Source organism: Phycisphaerales bacterium (assembly GCA_035627955.1).
Taxonomy (GTDB): domain Bacteria; phylum Planctomycetota; class Phycisphaerae; order Phycisphaerales; family UBA1924; genus JAEYTB01.
Map to the genome: position 1 here is coordinate 126334 of DASPKU010000013.1, position 14895 is coordinate 141228.

Genomic DNA, 14895 nt, shown 5'->3' on the forward strand with positions numbered 1-14895 from the left:
ATGGAAGCCGCCGCGGAGCGGCGGGGTACCCAGATCAGCAGCCCCCGCCTCCCAGCACACGGAAGAACGCTTCGATGTCCTGGTCGGTGGCCGTATCGCCATCCCCGTTGAAGTCCGCGGTCGCGCAGGTGGGGCAGCACTGGCCCCCAATGCACGCGAAGAAGGCCTCTATGTCCTGGTCGGTGCCGGTGTCGCCGTCGCGGTTGAAGTCGGCGCTGATGCCGTAGTAGCGGGCGAAGTAGGCGCTGGGCTGACCGCCGGCGGTGAAGAAGTGGCCACCGATGGCGAAGTCGTTGCCGCCCAAGTGCTCGATGTCACGCACCAGGCCGCCGGCCTCGAGACCCGGCGTTATTGGTGACCAGACCCCCCCGCGGTAGCGGGCCAGGCTGCTGGCCGCTACGCCGCCCATCTGCTGGAAGATGCCACCGGCGATCACGTCGCTGTTGGCAAGCACGACGAGGTCATAGACCACCCCGGACGTCTGGCCGAGCGTGGTGAGGGTGGCTCCATCCCAATGCAGAACGCCTCCCTGGTAGCTGGGGAACTCGCCTGACACGCCCAGCAGCACGCCGCCGTGCGGGCCGGCCGCAAGCGCCTCGACCCCTCCGCTGGCGATCGTGACGAGCACGAACGACGAGCCGTCCCATCGATAGAGGCCACGGCCCGACCCGATATAGAGGTCGCCCGCGGGGAGCACCACCGCGCACTGCCCTGCCCACGGCAACCCATCGCCCATCGACGACCATTGTCCATTCCATCGCGCCACGTGGGCAACGGTTGCACTGCCCGCGCGCGTAAAGTGACCCGTGACCACGAGGTCACCGTTGGGCATCTTCACGGCCCCCATCACCCGCGGGGGCGAAGCCTCAGGGGAGGGCAGGATGCCCCCGTCCATCGGCGCCCATTCACCGGCCCACCGCGCGATGCAACTGGCAGCCACACTCCCGACGAAGCCGAACTCGCCCGCATAGATGAGCGAGCCGTCGTCCAACTGCACAATCGAGGTCACGGTGGTGGTGCAGCAGGTTCCGGGCGGACTGCCGGATGGGCCGAGTGGGAGCGGGGACCAGGTGCCGTTCCAGATCGCGGCGCTGCTGTGTGCGCCCTCAGGAGCAAACGAGAAATCTCCGCCAACAGCGATGTTGCCGTCTGCCAAGAGCTTGACTGCTTCCACGTTGTTGTTGAAACCGTCTCCGTACGTGTTCAGCTGGCCATCCCGCAGGGAAGCGATCGCGGAACCGTTCGCGTCTGCAATGGGCCCGAACCGACCCCCGAGATGAATCTCGAGCGGCTCCTCTCCGACCCCGCCGCTGAAGGACAGTGCCCGGATATCGATCACCGGCGGCGTGGAAACCAGCGTGGTCCACCCCGTGCCATTCCACCGCTCGACAGTTCTGCCCGCGGCGATAATGTCGCCACCTGGAACAATCTCGATTCTGCCGCTGTGGTTTCCGGTCCCGATGGCGGACCATGTCGAACCGTTCCAGCGAGCGATGCCGTCGACCTGCGCTGTTCCTGCGGTAGACATCGTGCCGGAGACAATGATGTCGCCGTCAGCAGTGACCTCAATGTCCTCTATGGACGCTCCGTATTGGTGGTAGATGTTGTCCCCCACCTGAGTCCAGCCGCTCCCGTTCCAGAGCGCAAGCTTGTTGATCGCCCACGGCTCGCCGAAGTCGCCCCCCGCGAGAATGTGCCCATTGGACAACCTCTTTAGTACGTGCACGGCCCCACGGGAGATCTGCGGGTTGTGCATGTGTTCCCAGAAGCCCCCGGTTGAACGCCGCACCAAGCCCTCGATGCCCCCGCCTACAACCACCGACCCATCAGGCAGGGGCAGGATGGCGTTCACGGTCGCCGGCGAGTTTGGACCGCGGGGCTCGAACGTCCAGCCGAACTGCGTCCACTGCGTCCCGGTCCGTGCCCACACCCGCGCCGTCCGGTCCAGCTCCGACACGCTGATCATCAGCGTGCCATCGCCCTTCACGGCAGCCGCGTCGAGGTAGCCGGCAGGCGTGGCCACCGGCCTGAACCGCGAGCCATCCCAATACGCAATCCCAACCGCCTCGCCGTCAACCCACAACAGGCCGCCGATCGTTACGCACTGTGGCAAAGGCCCCGTTCCATCGGGGTCCCATCGCAGAATGTGCTCTACCGTCCCTCGAACACCTGGCGCCTGCACCCCCGGCATGAACTGTCCCTCGCAGGGCTGCGCCTGGAGCGCTGGCGTGAGGGCGAGCAGGCACAGCGCGAGGAGGGTCCGCATGCCCCCATTATGCCGGCGGGGTGAACACCCACAATGAAAAACGCTCAATCGGTGAGCGGCGAGTGGTGCTTGGGTGCTAACGGTCGAGCTGTGTGCCCGCGAAACGCGGCCATCAGCACTCCCGGAACGAGTGCTCCACCCGTTGCTTAGAACCGCAGCGTCGCCGTCACCGGGAAGTGGTCCGACACGTTGTGGCCGTGGTGAGTAGTGCGGACGATGTCGGCCTTGAGGACCTGCAGGCCGGGGGTGGCGAGGATGTAGTCGATCTTCTCGCCGTCGGTCTTGTTCTTGAAGCCGTTGAAGGTGCCGACGCCGTGGTAGTGGGGGTGGGTGCTGGCGTGGTGGGGGTCGGCGGAGGACGGGTGCAGGGTGCGGAAGGTGTCGATGAGCTCGCGGGCGGCGAGCCTGACGGTGTCGCTGCGCTCGCCGTCGTTGAAGTCCCCGGTGAGCAGGGCGGGGGCGGCGCGGTCTGGGCGGGCGGCGATGCGGTCGAGCACGAGGCGGATGCCCTTCTCGCGGGCGTCCTCGTTCATGTGGTCGAGGTGGGTGTTGTAGAAGTAGAACGCCCGGCCAGTCGCGGTGTCGCGAAGGTGGGCCCACGTGCAGATCCGCAGGCACGCGGCGTTCCAGGTGTTGCTGACGACGTCGGGGGTGTCGCTGAGCCAGAAGGTGGCGTGGGAGTCCAGGGTGAAGCGGCGGCGGTCGTAGAGGATGGCGCACGCCTCGCCGCGGGCCTCGCCGTCGTCGCGCCCGGCGAAGACCGCGCCGTAGTGGGGCATGGCCGCGAGCATCTCATCAACCTGGAACTTGAGGGCCTCCTGCAGGCCGATGAGGTCGGGGGCCTCGTGGGCGAGGAGGGCGAACAGGCCCTCGCGCCGGCGGGTCCAGTGGTTGTCGCCGTCCTGGGCGGTGCCGTAGCGGATGTTGAATGACATCACGTGGAGGTCGGTGGTCCTGGTGGTGGGCGGAGTCGGCGTGGGGGTGGGGCCAGCGCCAGTGGAGGTCGAGGGAACGACGCACGCGGCCAGCAGCAGGCAACCCAGGCACGCAAAGAGCAGAGCAAGACTTATCACCAACCGCACGCCTCCGGCCTCCCTCTCACCCTTGCCTCCCCATTGTTGCAAGTCCGGCCTCGGGGCGGACCTGCGGACTCGACGCGGCAAACCGGCTGAATGGGGGAACCGGTGTGGAGGATCAAGGGTAACCTCTGTTACGCGGCCGTGGAACCTCCATCAGCTGGAGCAGTACGGGCCCTACCCGGGAGAAGTGAAGATGAAGAGCGTCTTGCTTGGCGTGCTGGGTGCGGTGATCGGCGCGGCGCTGGTGATGGGCGGTTCGCCGGTGGTGGCGCAGGCCGCGGGCGAGCCGGTGGTCGAGGCGGGCGTCAGGCTCGGGAGCCGGACGGTCTCCATCGCGGGCAAGCGGGTGATGGTGGAGGTCTCGGCACGCCGCAACTTCGGGTTCCTGGCCAACCCGCAGGGGCGGCTGCAGACCAGCGTGTTCCTGGCGACGGCGGACAACACGCCGCTGCCGGGGATCACCAGCGTGAAGGTGAGCCTGCGGCGGGGCACGGCGCGGTGGTCGCCGGTGCTCGCCAAGGTGATGACCAGCATCGACTCGAACGCGTACTACGTGGCCAACAACGGGCCCCTCTGGCCGGCAAACTCGATCGTGACGGCGACGGTGGAGATCAGGACCAACGGGAGCGTGGCGCGGTTCGATGTGCCGGTGAAGATCTCGGTGAACCGGCAGCTGGTGCCGCAGCCTGGGGTGTAAGGCAGAGTCTCTCGCGGAGACGCGGAGACGCGGAGGAGAGCCGGAACAGAGTCAAAAAAGAAAAACTCTCGCGGGAACGCGAGTGCGGGAGAGGCCCGGTCGTGGGTCTTTATCTCCGCGCCCCCGCGTCTCCGCGAGAGATTGTGTTTCTTCAGCGTGAGTGCGACTCAGTGCTTAGAACAGCACCTGCAACTGCAGGCGCAGGCCGATCTGCCCGCCCTCGGGATCCGTGAGCAGGTTGGCGCCGGTGTTCTGGCCCGTGAGCGGGTTGTCGGTGGTGGGGTCGATGTAGTAGCACACGTCGCCGGTGAGCTTCACGGCGTGGCTCTTGGGGCTGATGTAGTAGTTCACGCCGCCGGTGACGGTGTTGAAGTTGTCGCCGGTATCGGGGATGACGACGTCGTAGCGGGCGAAGAGCTCGACCTGGCTGGTGACGAACACGCCGCCCTGCACCACCACGCCGAAGTCGTCGGTCTCGCCGCCGGGGGCGTCGATGTTGCGCCACACGCCCTGGGCGAAGGCGTTCCAGCCGTCGCCCTCGACGCTCACGTCGAGCGTGGCCTGGGTCACGTCGCGGTCGGTGGTGCCGCCGGTCTCGCCGCCGGTCTCAAAGTGCACGGCCCCGCCGACCATGCCCGCGTAGCCGCTCTCCTGCCAGCTGGTGTTGTCGTCGAACCGCTTGAAGTCGTCGCCCGCGAACATGAACTCGGCGCGCCCCGTGAGGCCGATGTCGGCCCGCTCCGCAGTGAAGTCGGTGTTGAGGGAGTTGATGCCGTCGGAGAGGGCGCCCTGCACGCGGAACTGCTTGCCGGTGTACTGGACCTCGATCAGCTGGCTGCGGTTCTGGGTGAACACGGTGTTCACCGTCGACCGCTCGACGGTGAGCTGCAGGGTGTCGCTGACGAGCTCCTCACGGAGCAGCGGCACCTTGGCCTGGCCCCACCGGACGGCGAAGCCGTTGTCCCACTGGTAGCGGCCCCAGGCGTCCAGCAGCGTGAACACGCCGGAGCTGCGGGAGAAGTCGCCGGTGATGTTGAAGGTCAGGTTCTTGTCCCACACGTTGCCGCTGGCGATGATGCGGGAGCGCCGCATCTGGAACCCGTGCGTGATCTCCTCGGAATCGGGCTGCTCGTCGCGGCTGTTGAGCAGGTAGCGGGTCTGGAAGAAGCCGCCGATGTTGAGCACGTTGTCGCCGGTGCCCCCCCCACTCAGGAAGAACTTGCCCTTGTTCCAGCCCGAGCCGGGGCTGGGGTTGTTGGCCGGGGCCTGCATGTCCTGCAGGAAGCTCGCGCGGGCCTCGGCGTCCGCCAGCAGCTCGGCCTTGTGGGCGCTCTCGAGGTTGGTCTGGCCGCCCGTCTGGGCAACGGCGACGCCGGCGAGGGCGGTGCCAGCGATGAGAGAGAGAAGACGGTGCATCGGATCAATCTCCTGGGAGTGGGGGTGGGGGTGGGGGTCGGGGTGGGGGTGTGCCGCTACGCGCGGCGTGTGGAAGCGGCGATTGCTCAGAGGCGGGAGTATCTACGAACACCAGCGCGCTTTCATCATGCCGCGCGCTAAGGGTTGGCCAAGATCGCGGTGTGGATCGCGTGTGCAAAAACAACACCGCCGGTCGGCGTGACCGGCGTTGCGTGTGCGCTGCAGGGACGAAACCCTTGCTGGTGCGTCGGGCTCGCGCGATGTCCTTAGTTGCTGGTCAGGCCCAGCTTCTTGAGGTCCTCCGCGATCGTCTTGGCGGGCACCGGGAAGTAACCGTCCTTGATCACCGTCTCCTGGCCCTGCCTGCTGAGCATGAGCTTGATGAACTCGGCCCGCAGCGGGTCAAGGCTCTCGCCCGGGGCCTTGTTGACGTACACCGACAGGTAGCGGGCGATCGGGTACTGCCCGTTCAGCGCGGTCTCCACCGTCGGCGCCACCGCCTTGCTCTTGGGCGTCGCCCTCACCTTCAGCACCTTCACGTCCGCCGTGAGGTAGCCCACGCCCGAGTAGCCGATGCCCGCGGCGTCGGTGCCCACCGCCTGCACCACCGCGGAGCTGCCCGGCTGCTCCTTCACGCTGTTCTTGAAGTCCGACTTGCTCAGGGCCCGCTCCTTGAAGTACCCGTAGGTGCCGCTGGCGGAGTTGCGCCCGTACAGCGCGATCGGCTGGCCCGCGAGGTCACCGGTCACGCCCAGGTCGCCCCACGTCATGTCCGGCCCCTTCACCGAGTACACCTTGGCGATCTGCTCCAGGCTGATCTCCTCGAGCGGGTTGTCCTTGTGCACGAACACCGCGAGCGTGTCCACCGCGGTCCTGATCTCGGTTGGCTTGTAGCCGAACTTGTCCTCGAACTTCTTGATCTCGTCGGCCTTCATCGGGCGGCTCATGGGGCCGAACTGCGCCTGGTTCTCGATCAGCGCGGGCGGGGCCGTGCCCGAGCCCTTGCCCTCGATCTCGGTCTGCACGCTGGGGTAGAACTTCTTGAAGTCCTCGCTCCACGCGGTCATCAGGTTGATCATGGAGTCGCTGCCGATGCTCTTGACCGTGCCGGTGATGCCCTCGACCGGCTTGTAGTCGGCGATAGCGGCGTCGACCTTCACGCCCTGCTTGCCGCCGGGCTTGCCGTTCGAGGTGGCCGGCTGCTTGCTGTCTTTCGCGGGGTTGGTGGGGGTGGCAGGGGACGTGGTGGTGGCCGGCTGGGCGAAGGCCGCGGCGGCGAGGCCGGCGAGGGCGGCGAGCTGGAGGACGGTCCGGTGCATGCGGTCTCCTTGGTTGGTGCAAAAGGCTACGGGCCGCGGGCCCTGGCGGGGGCGGGGCCGGCGCTAAGGGTCGGCTAAACCCGTGCTGGTGCGCCGCCGTGTGTGGCCTGGTGATGATGCGGGGCTGGCGCAGGGTGTGGGGTCCGCGTGGCGGCCGCATCAAGGGCGCCCCTCGACCCCACACCCACGAGGGCCCCCGCATCAACGCGCAGGCGTGCATCGTGTCTGCCCGTTGATGCCGGGAGCTTGTGGGTGTGGGGTCGGCGCACTCAGTTTATGCGGCGCCCGCACCCACCCCACACCCTGCGCCAGCCCCAAGAAGAAATCCCACGACGTTCTCAACGCCCCCCACCCGCCCCGCACTCCGGGCACGCCGCCGCGTCACCACCCGCCAGCCCGCGCCGGTCGTACCCGCACGCGGGGCACCGCCCCCTCCGCCGCCGCCCCCGCCGCCGCGCCCACGCGAAGGTCTCAACCACTCCCATCAAGACGCCCGCCGCGAGGAGGGTGTTGAGGGCGAAGCCGAGGGGGAGGACTTCTGTCGGGAGACCCGGACAATCCGGCCCGGGCCCCATCCAGGAGGGTGCCGCGAGGTACGTATCCAGCACGATCTGATCGCCATAGTCCAGCTTCGTACGGCCCAACATTCCGCGCGCCGGCCAGCCGAACTCCTGTAGGTCATACGCCTCCGTCGCCGGCAGCACGTCATCATCGAGCGCTGTGATGATGAGCGTCTTGGTCCGGACCCGTGTGCGACCCCCGATCCACCCCTGATCCTCGGGGTATGCTGGCACAAACGCACTCACGCGCGGCTCGACCGGACGCAAGTTGAACTCCAACCGCGGCCCCTCGCCCCACAGCGCACACCCCCACGCCACCGCCCACGTGACCACCGCGCCCGCGAGCAGGCACACCCCCACGCGGACAATCCTCACGCTCCAGGCTCTCCGGCGCGGCGGCCTCTGCATCAACGCAGCGTACTGCGCTTTCGGAGTCGCTTGTGGCAGGGCTCGCCGCCCTGCCCGACCCGCCCGGACGCAAGCGTTCAATGGAGCCGCAGCGGCCTCCGCCGCTCGCCGCGTGGCTGCGCCCCCAACAACCGAGCACCTGAGAACGGCCCGGGAGAGCCCGAGAGGCCCGGCCTGAGGGCCTCTCGGATGAGCGGCGCCGAACCCGCGGCGGGCATCGGTGCCTCGCCGAACCATTACTTTCGCAACAGGCCCGAGGTGATGGCACGCTCCTGAAGGCGATGGCGTGCGATTACACTGCGCCCATGGACTCGCCGAAAGAGCCCCGGCGGAAGTGGCTGCTGTGGGCCTTCGCGCTCCCGCTGGCGCCGCTCTACCTTGTGTACGCCCTCGTCATGGGCGGGCTGATGCTGTGCCTCGTTGCGTATGCGAGGCCCGAACGGCGCGTGGGATCGGCGCGCCTGCGTCGGCGGCTCACGCGAGAGGGACGGGTCGTTTCATGGGCCGAGGTTGACGCCGCGCTCGCGGCCGCACCCGCGACCATCGTCATCGAAGAGCCGTCCACGGGCTGGAACGACGGGCTGTTCTGGCTTGTCCCCGGTCGCGTCCGCGGCGACGCGCCGCCGGTCGTCGAGTGCCCGCCCCAGCCCGACGAGGGTGCGTGGCTGGATCATCTCGAAAGTCAGCTCGCCCTCTCCGCCTGGTTCGCTCCCCATGTGAAGGACCGCCCCGACACCCGGCTCATCGCGGTCGTGCACTCGCACCGCGGGCTCAAGCGCTGCCGCGCTGAGGTCGAGCGGCTCACGCGGCTCCACCCGACGAACGCCGATTTAATCGAGGTGAACACCTCGGAGCTCTTCGATCATCTCGCGGCGCGCGAGCAGCGCGGGTGATACCTCGGCTTGGGTCGAGCCGCCAACTGCGATCGTTCAGCCTTCCACAACAATTGTGCAGGCTTCTACAACCGTTGTTCAGCCTTCCACTGCCGTTGTGCGGCCTTCCACAGCGGTTGTTCAGGCTTCCACGGCCGTTGTGGAACCTTCCACAGCCGTAGTTCAGGCTTCCACAACGGTTGTTCAGCCTTCCACAACCGTTGTGGAAGGCCCCCCGCGCCGCGGGAAGTCGCGCGGAAGTGGTGAAGGGGCGTGGGGTTGGGGTGATAACGGCGGGCGGACGCTGCGGGTGCGGGTCGTGGCGCGTGGACGGCCTGCGACGATTTTTCGGGATTTGCCTCCTGTGACGAAAGCGGCCCTCCAAACACGCCGAGGTAAAGGGTGCTGACGGCGGCCTGCCCCGCGGCCCGCATGTGCGGGACCCGCAGAAGGGTGTGTTGGGTCTACGCGGGTCAGCGTGCGGCGTCGGGGTCACCCATGACCTTCGCCGCACCGATGACCACTCGCGGCCAACGCGCCAAGGAGGGAACCATGGGCAGCAACGGAGTCGTGCCGAACGATCGGCGCCAGAAGGTCGTGTTCTACAACGCGCACACCAACGCGTGGTCAGCCAACGCGACCGCCATCGGCATCACGTCCACGAGGGCCACGGCCTTCGCGGCCCTGGTGCAGGACGCGATCCAGGCGATGAACGAGGCCGACGAGCTGCGCGAGGCGAGCAAGGTGGCCACCGCCAACTTCTACAAGGCGGTGTCCACCATGGGCAGCGAGGGGGCGGCCATCATCGCCACCATCCGCGCCTTCGCCGAGAGCACCAACAACGAGGCGGTGTACGGGATGGCCATGCTGCCTGTTCCCGGCCCCGGCACGCCCGTGCCGCCCCCCGGCACGCCCAGCGATTACCGCGTGGAGCTGCTGCAGGACGGGTCCATCGTGCTCAAGTGGAAGTGCCAGAACCCCGCGGGGGCGAGCGGCACGATCTACGAGGTGCGGCGGCGGCCCATCGCTGGCGGACCGTGGACCTTCATCGGGGCCACCGGCACCAAGAGCTTCAGCGACGACACCCTGCCCAGCGGCAGCGGCGGCGTGACCTACCAGATCACCGCGGTGCGGAGCACCCGGCGCGGCAACCCCGGGCAGTTCAACGTGAACTTCGGGGTGGGCGGCGGCGGGGGCATCGTGGCCACGGTGACGGAGACCACCGCGAAGCTGGCGGCCTGAGAGCCGGGCCTCTCGCGGAGGTCGCGGGGGCGCGGAGGAAGATGGGAGGCAGAGAGAGTGGTACAGAGAGAGTGCAGGCCCGGCGCTGGAGAGCGCCGGGCCTTTTCTGTTTTTGAGCTTTGAGGTTTGAGCTTTGAGCTTCCTTCCCCACCTCCCAAACTCCCCATCCCACATCCAACATCCCAAGTGCCTCCCTCCGCGCCCCCGCGTCCTCCGCGAGAGACCTGTTTTCAAAACAACACAGGCCCGGCGCTCGCGCGCCGGGCCTGCATCACCGCGTCCAAGCTCAGGGGGCAGAGCCCATGTGGGAGCTCAGCACTCACCCCCGCCCAGCACGCGGAAGAAGCTCTCGATGTCGGCGTCGGTGCCGATGTCGCCGTCGCAGTTGAAGTCGGCGTCGGGCGGGCAGTCGGGGCAGCAGTTGCCGCCCAGGCAGGCGAAGAAGGACTCGATGTCGGCGTCGGTGCCGATGTCGCCGTCCTTGTTGAAGTCCACGTCGCAGCAGATGAGGGGCAGGCAGGCGTTGACGGTGCGGAGGTCCTCGGGGATGAGGGGGAGCTCGACGCCGCGGAGGTGCTGCACGAAGGTGCTGGTGAACTGCGCCCCCAGCCGCACGGCCCCGTTCGTCGGCGGCACCGCGGGCTCCTCGCAGCCGCCGCTGAGGCCGGTGAGGATGGAGGCCCGCACGTGGTAGCCGCCCAGGGTGGGGGCGGTGGCGGTGGTGCGGTTGCCGACGATCACCGCGGCCTGCGGGCTGCCGGTCGTGCCCGGGGCGGCGATGGTCACGCCGTTGCCGCGCTCATTGCCGCGCCCGTAGTTCCAGGCCCAGATGGGCGTGCCCGCGGTGTCGAGCAGCTCGCCCCACACGTCGGTGGCGATCCCCTGCCGCACCCGCGTGCCGGCGACAAGGGTGTTGGTGCCGCTGGTGCGGACGCAGGCGTGGCAGGGCTCGAACTCGCGGATGGTGCGGCCCCAGACCACGTTGAGGGCGAGGTCGACCTTGACGATCTGGTTGGAGACCATCCCGCCGCTGCCCGCGGCCACCGGCGTGCTGCGGCCGTCGAAGACAAAGCCGCTCAGGCCCCCGGCGGCGCTCATGGCGGCGGCGAGGCCGTCGCCGTGCACCTTGAGCGAGGGGTCGCCGTTGTTGTAGAAGAAGGCCTGAACGACGGCGCCGTTGAGCTTGTTGACGCGGAGCAGGAAGGGGACGCCGCCGCCGTTGCTCAGCGCGGCCGTGCCCACCGCGAGCAGGAACTCGGGCTCCTCGACGACGTCGGTGATCTCGCAGGAGCCGGTCAGGCCCTCGACGCCGGCGGTGGGGGTGTACACCCGCGACCACATCACCGCGCCGCAGCCGGCGCTGAACCGCGTGAGGCGCCCGAAGGTGGGCGCGGTGGACGCCGCCTGCGAGCGGCCGGTGACGACGTAGGACTGGTCGGCCAGGGGCTTGACCGCGACGGGCGAGCGGCTGGCCGGGCTGTTGGGGCCGACGCCGTTGATCTCCCGCATGGGGCAGGTGACGTTGCCGTTGAGGTCGATGGTCATGACCCACGTCCCCCACGGGAAGGCGTCGGCCATCTCGCCGGCGATGATGTAGCGGGCGTTGGCCCCGGCGCCGACCTGGTTGATGCTGGTGCAGCTCGCGTCCCAGTTGGTGGGGCTGAACTTGGACCAGATCACGTTGCCCGCCGCGTCGTAGCGGGCCATGTGCAGCATGTTGAACCCCTCGCGGCCCACCGCGATGTGCCCGCCGTCGGGCGTGCCCGCGACCGCCTGCAGGTTGGTGGCCGGGTTCGCCCCGCCGCCGGGCGACAGCGGCGTGGTGTCGGCCCGCTGGTAGACCTGGGCCTGGACCGTCACGGCCGGGAGGCTGGTGAGCAGGGCGGCGGCGAAGAGGGCGGCGGCGGTGATGCGAGTCGTCATGGCTGATCTCCTTGGTGAGCGTGGTCTTTGAGGCTCGTGTGTGTGTGGTGGCCTCACCCTCGGAATCGCCGCCCGCCCGCGCCGCTTACGCCCTGGGGACGGTTTTTTTCGTCTCTGGCTGCAAGGTCGGCCCCCGCGGGGGCAACCGGGGCCCGCAGATTGCCATTGACAAGCCAGCCAAGTGGCCACGACAATGGGGCTTACACGCCCGACAGGGCGGAGAGAGAGGAAGACCATGGGTTGCCGGTCCGTTGTCGGGCTTTCGTGCGCCATTGCCGGCGCGGCGTTGTGCGGTGAGTCCCGCGCCTTCGAGGGGTCGGTCAACGGCCTGGGCCAGGGCAGCGTCCACGCCTCTATCTGGGCGTACCCCAACCAGCCGCCCGCGACGCCCACCTTCCACGAGCACACCGAGGTGCCCAACCTCGTCATGGGCCCCAACCTTCCCGGCGCCGACCCGCGGACCGGCTTCCGCTTCATCACCGGCCAGGCGTGGCGGACCACCGTGAACATCCGCGCGGCGCAGGGCGACACGGTGGACTGGCACAGCATGCTCCCGCACGTCACCGCCAGCTCCGCCGACGCCGCGGGCTTCGTCGAGGTCCTCTCCGCCGAGCCTTTCGGCGGCGGGGCGAGGCTGTTCACGGTGCAGTGGGGCGCGAGCGACCCGGGCGTGGCGTTCCACATCGGGTGGTTCATGGGCCAAGAGCCCATCGTGCAGACGCCGATCATGGTCGGCCCGTTCAACCGCACCGACACCTTCCTGGTGCAGGTCCCCAGTGGCGACCTCAACCAGCTCCGCATGGAGGTCAGCGGCGCGGCGGTGAGCATCGTGCCGGCGCCCGGCGTGCTGGGGCTGATGGGCGCGGCGGGTCTGGTCGCCCTGCGCCGCCGCCGCTAGCGGAACTCCGCGGCCCTGGGGCTCGAGCGTGACTCGTAGAACGCGCGGACGCGGGACTTCGCGATGTCGCGCGGCTCGGGCGGGGTGCGCGGGTTCTCCTTGAGCGCCGTGTACGACGCCAGCAGGTGGCTCTCCGCCGCGGCGTCGCTGTCGCGCGAGCACGCGCCCAGCGACTCGCCGAGCAGGCTCTGCGTCCACCCGCGGTGCCAGTCGTCCTCCTGGAGCACGAACTCGCGGATCTTCAGCGACTGCTCCAGGTGCGTCACCGCCTCGCACGGCCGCCCCTGCCGCACCAGGTTCCACCCGTAGGACGTGAGCACGAACGCCAGCCGCGGGTCGTGCCCGCCCTTGGCCAGGGCCGCGTAGATGTCCCGCGACTCGCGGTAGTACGCCTCCGCCTCCCTGAGCTTGCCCTGATCATCCAGCAGCACGGCGGTGTTGCACAGCACGCTGGCCAGCATCGGCTGGTCCTGTCCGCCCCGCAGGATCGCGATCACCCGCTCGAACAGCGCCTGGGCGTCCTCGAACCGCCCCACGTGCTGCCGCAGAATCCCGACGTCGTTGAGCGTCTGCGCCAGCGCCTTGTCCGAGGCCTCCAGCTTCTTCTCCTGCACCTCCAGCGCAGCTGTCAGGTGCGTCTCTGCCTCGGTGAACCGCCCCTGCTCGATCAGGGCCCGCCCCAACCACGAGCGCACCTGCGCCGTCCGCAGGTCGCGCGGGCCAAAGTGCTCCTCCTCCAGCGCCAACGCCTGCCGCAGGTGGCTCTCGCCCGCCTGCGCATCGCCGTTGTTCAGGAACGTCGTGCCCATCCACGCGTGGGCCGCGGCCTTCACCCGAGGCTGCTGCTCCAGCTCCTTCGCCAGCGGCCCAGAGCTCAGCTCCGCTGCCACGTCCCGCAGCATCTCGCGCACCGTCAGGTCGCGGTTGCGGGCGAGGTTGGGGTCGGCCCCGCGCAAGGCCCGCTCCAGCACCCGGTTGAGCGCATCGGCGTCCGCACGCTCCGCCTCCGCCTGCCGCCACATCACCGCCGACGTCACCCCGCCCACCGCCGCCGCCACGATAAAGGGCAGAATCATCGCCGCCGCCAGCTTGTGCCGCCGCAGGTGCATCCGCGCCACGTACGTAAACGAGTCCCGACGCGCCTCGATCGGCTCGCCGGCGAGGAAGTGCTGCAGGTCCCGCACCAGCTCCGCCGCGGACTGGTACCGCCGCTCCCGCTCCTTCGCGAGGCACTTGAGCACGATCACTTCCACATCCTGCGGGATGTCGCGCCGCAGCTTCCGGGGCGCCGCGGGCGGCTCGCTGATGATCGTGTCCATCACCTCGCGCATGTTCCCCACCACCGTGTACGGGAAGTGCCCCGTCAGCACCTGGTACAGGATCACGCCCAGCGCGTACACGTCCGTGCGCACATCGATCTTCTCGCTCCGCCCCTCCGCCTGCTCCGGGCTCGCCCACGGCATCGAACCCAGGAACTGCCCCGTGATCGTCATGAGCTGCAGCTTGTCGTCCACGCCGCCGGTGGTGTCGCCGCCCGCCACCTTCGCGAGGCCGAAGTCCAGGATGTGGGGCCGCCCCTCGCCGTCCACCATGATGTTGCCGGGCTTGAGGTCGCGGTGGATGATGCCCTTGAGGTGCGCCGCGCTCACCGCCTCGCACACCGGCACCAGCAGCGCCACCGCGTCACGGGCCGACGCCTTCACGCTCGCGGCGTACGTGTCCAGCGGCGTGCCGCTGATGTAGTCCATCACGAAGTACGACAGCCCCTGCTGCGTCACCCCCGAGTCGTGGATCGCCACAATCCCCGGGTGGTTGAGCTGAGCGAGGATCTGCGCCTCGCGCTCGAACCGCGCGTGCTCGCGCTGGCTGGCGAACGGCCCGTCCCGCATGACCTTGATCGCGACCTTGCGGCGCGTGGTCTTCTGGATCGCCTGGTACACCACGCCCTGCCCACCCCGGTGCAGCTCGCGGAGCAGGTCGTACCCCGGGAAGGTCCCCGCCGGCGGCAGCACGAACGGCCCGCCCCCCAGGCGCGCCCGCACGCTGGGATTTGAGCCCGCCGCCACCGGCGCCATCTCCGCCGCGGCCTCGCGCAGCGCCGCCTCGACGAGGTTGCGCTCGCTGCTCTCAGCAGGCGTGGAGGGGCCGTCGTTCACGCGCCCAGTCTACCGCGTTGCGGTGAGACGTCCTCATCCCGTACGCCGCTTCTCGCGGG

General features: G+C 69.0%; 11 protein-coding genes. 4 read left to right on the top strand and 7 right to left on the bottom strand.

Features of this window, described 5'->3' with window-relative positions; all coding sequences use genetic code 11:
* Positions 1–34: 34 nt before the first annotated feature.
* Both VD997_11655 and VD997_11660 read right to left on the bottom strand, forming a co-directional pair.
* Positions 35–2266 (bottom strand): hypothetical protein, encoded by a 2232-nt coding sequence (locus tag VD997_11655; protein HYE62641.1) that lies wholly within the window; start codon positions 2264–2266, stop codon positions 35–37.
* Positions 2267–2412: 146 nt separating this feature from the next.
* Positions 2413–3339 carry an endonuclease/exonuclease/phosphatase family protein gene (locus VD997_11660; GenBank protein ID HYE62642.1) on the bottom strand — a complete coding sequence of 309 codons (927 nt, stop codon included), beginning with the start codon at positions 3337–3339 and terminating at the stop codon, positions 2413–2415.
* Between the two features lie 199 nt (positions 3340–3538).
* On the opposite strand from VD997_11660, the gene VD997_11665 reads away from it, so the two are divergent.
* Positions 3539–4042 (top strand): hypothetical protein, encoded by a 504-nt coding sequence (locus VD997_11665; protein ID HYE62643.1) that lies wholly within the window; start codon positions 3539–3541, stop codon positions 4040–4042.
* Positions 4043–4216: 174 nt separating this feature from the next.
* Here the strand turns inward: VD997_11665 and VD997_11670 are convergent, their stop codons facing one another.
* The 3 genes from VD997_11670 to VD997_11680 form a co-directional block, all read right to left on the bottom strand.
* Positions 4217–5458, bottom strand: coding sequence for a porin (locus VD997_11670; protein HYE62644.1), 1242 nt, complete (start codon positions 5456–5458; stop codon positions 4217–4219).
* Between the two features lie 266 nt (positions 5459–5724).
* The gene (locus VD997_11675) at positions 5725–6777 is read right to left on the bottom strand and encodes a phosphate ABC transporter substrate-binding protein (protein HYE62645.1); all 1053 of its coding nucleotides are present in this window, start codon (positions 6775–6777) and stop codon (positions 5725–5727) included.
* 338 nt (positions 6778–7115) lie between these two features.
* A complete protein-coding gene (locus tag VD997_11680) occupies positions 7116–7745 on the bottom strand; it encodes a hypothetical protein (GenBank protein ID HYE62646.1) in 630 nt (209 codons plus the stop codon).
* A gap of 305 nt (positions 7746–8050) precedes the next feature.
* Here VD997_11680 and VD997_11685 point away from each other — a divergent pair, with 305 nt between their 5' ends.
* Positions 8051–8638, top strand: coding sequence for a hypothetical protein (locus VD997_11685; protein ID HYE62647.1), 588 nt, complete (start codon positions 8051–8053; stop codon positions 8636–8638).
* Positions 8639–9169: 531 nt separating this feature from the next.
* Entirely contained in the window at positions 9170–9859 is a 690-nt protein-coding gene (locus VD997_11690; protein ID HYE62648.1) for a hypothetical protein, read from the top strand.
* Positions 9860–10171: 312 nt separating this feature from the next.
* On the opposite strand, the gene VD997_11695 is transcribed toward VD997_11690, so the two are convergent.
* Positions 10172–11782, bottom strand: a complete 1611-nt coding sequence (locus VD997_11695; protein ID HYE62649.1) for a hypothetical protein — start codon at positions 11780–11782, stop codon at positions 10172–10174.
* 235 nt (positions 11783–12017) lie between these two features.
* Here VD997_11695 and VD997_11700 point away from each other — a divergent pair, with 235 nt between their 5' ends.
* Positions 12018–12680, top strand: a complete 663-nt coding sequence (locus tag VD997_11700) for a hypothetical protein (protein HYE62650.1) — start codon at positions 12018–12020, stop codon at positions 12678–12680.
* On the opposite strand, the gene VD997_11705 is transcribed toward VD997_11700, so the two are convergent.
* Positions 12677–14836: a serine/threonine-protein kinase gene (locus VD997_11705; protein ID HYE62651.1), complete on the bottom strand. Its 2160-nt coding sequence runs from the start codon at positions 14834–14836 to the stop codon at positions 12677–12679. The genes VD997_11700 and VD997_11705 overlap by 4 nt on opposite strands.
* Positions 14837–14895 lie beyond the last annotated feature (59 nt).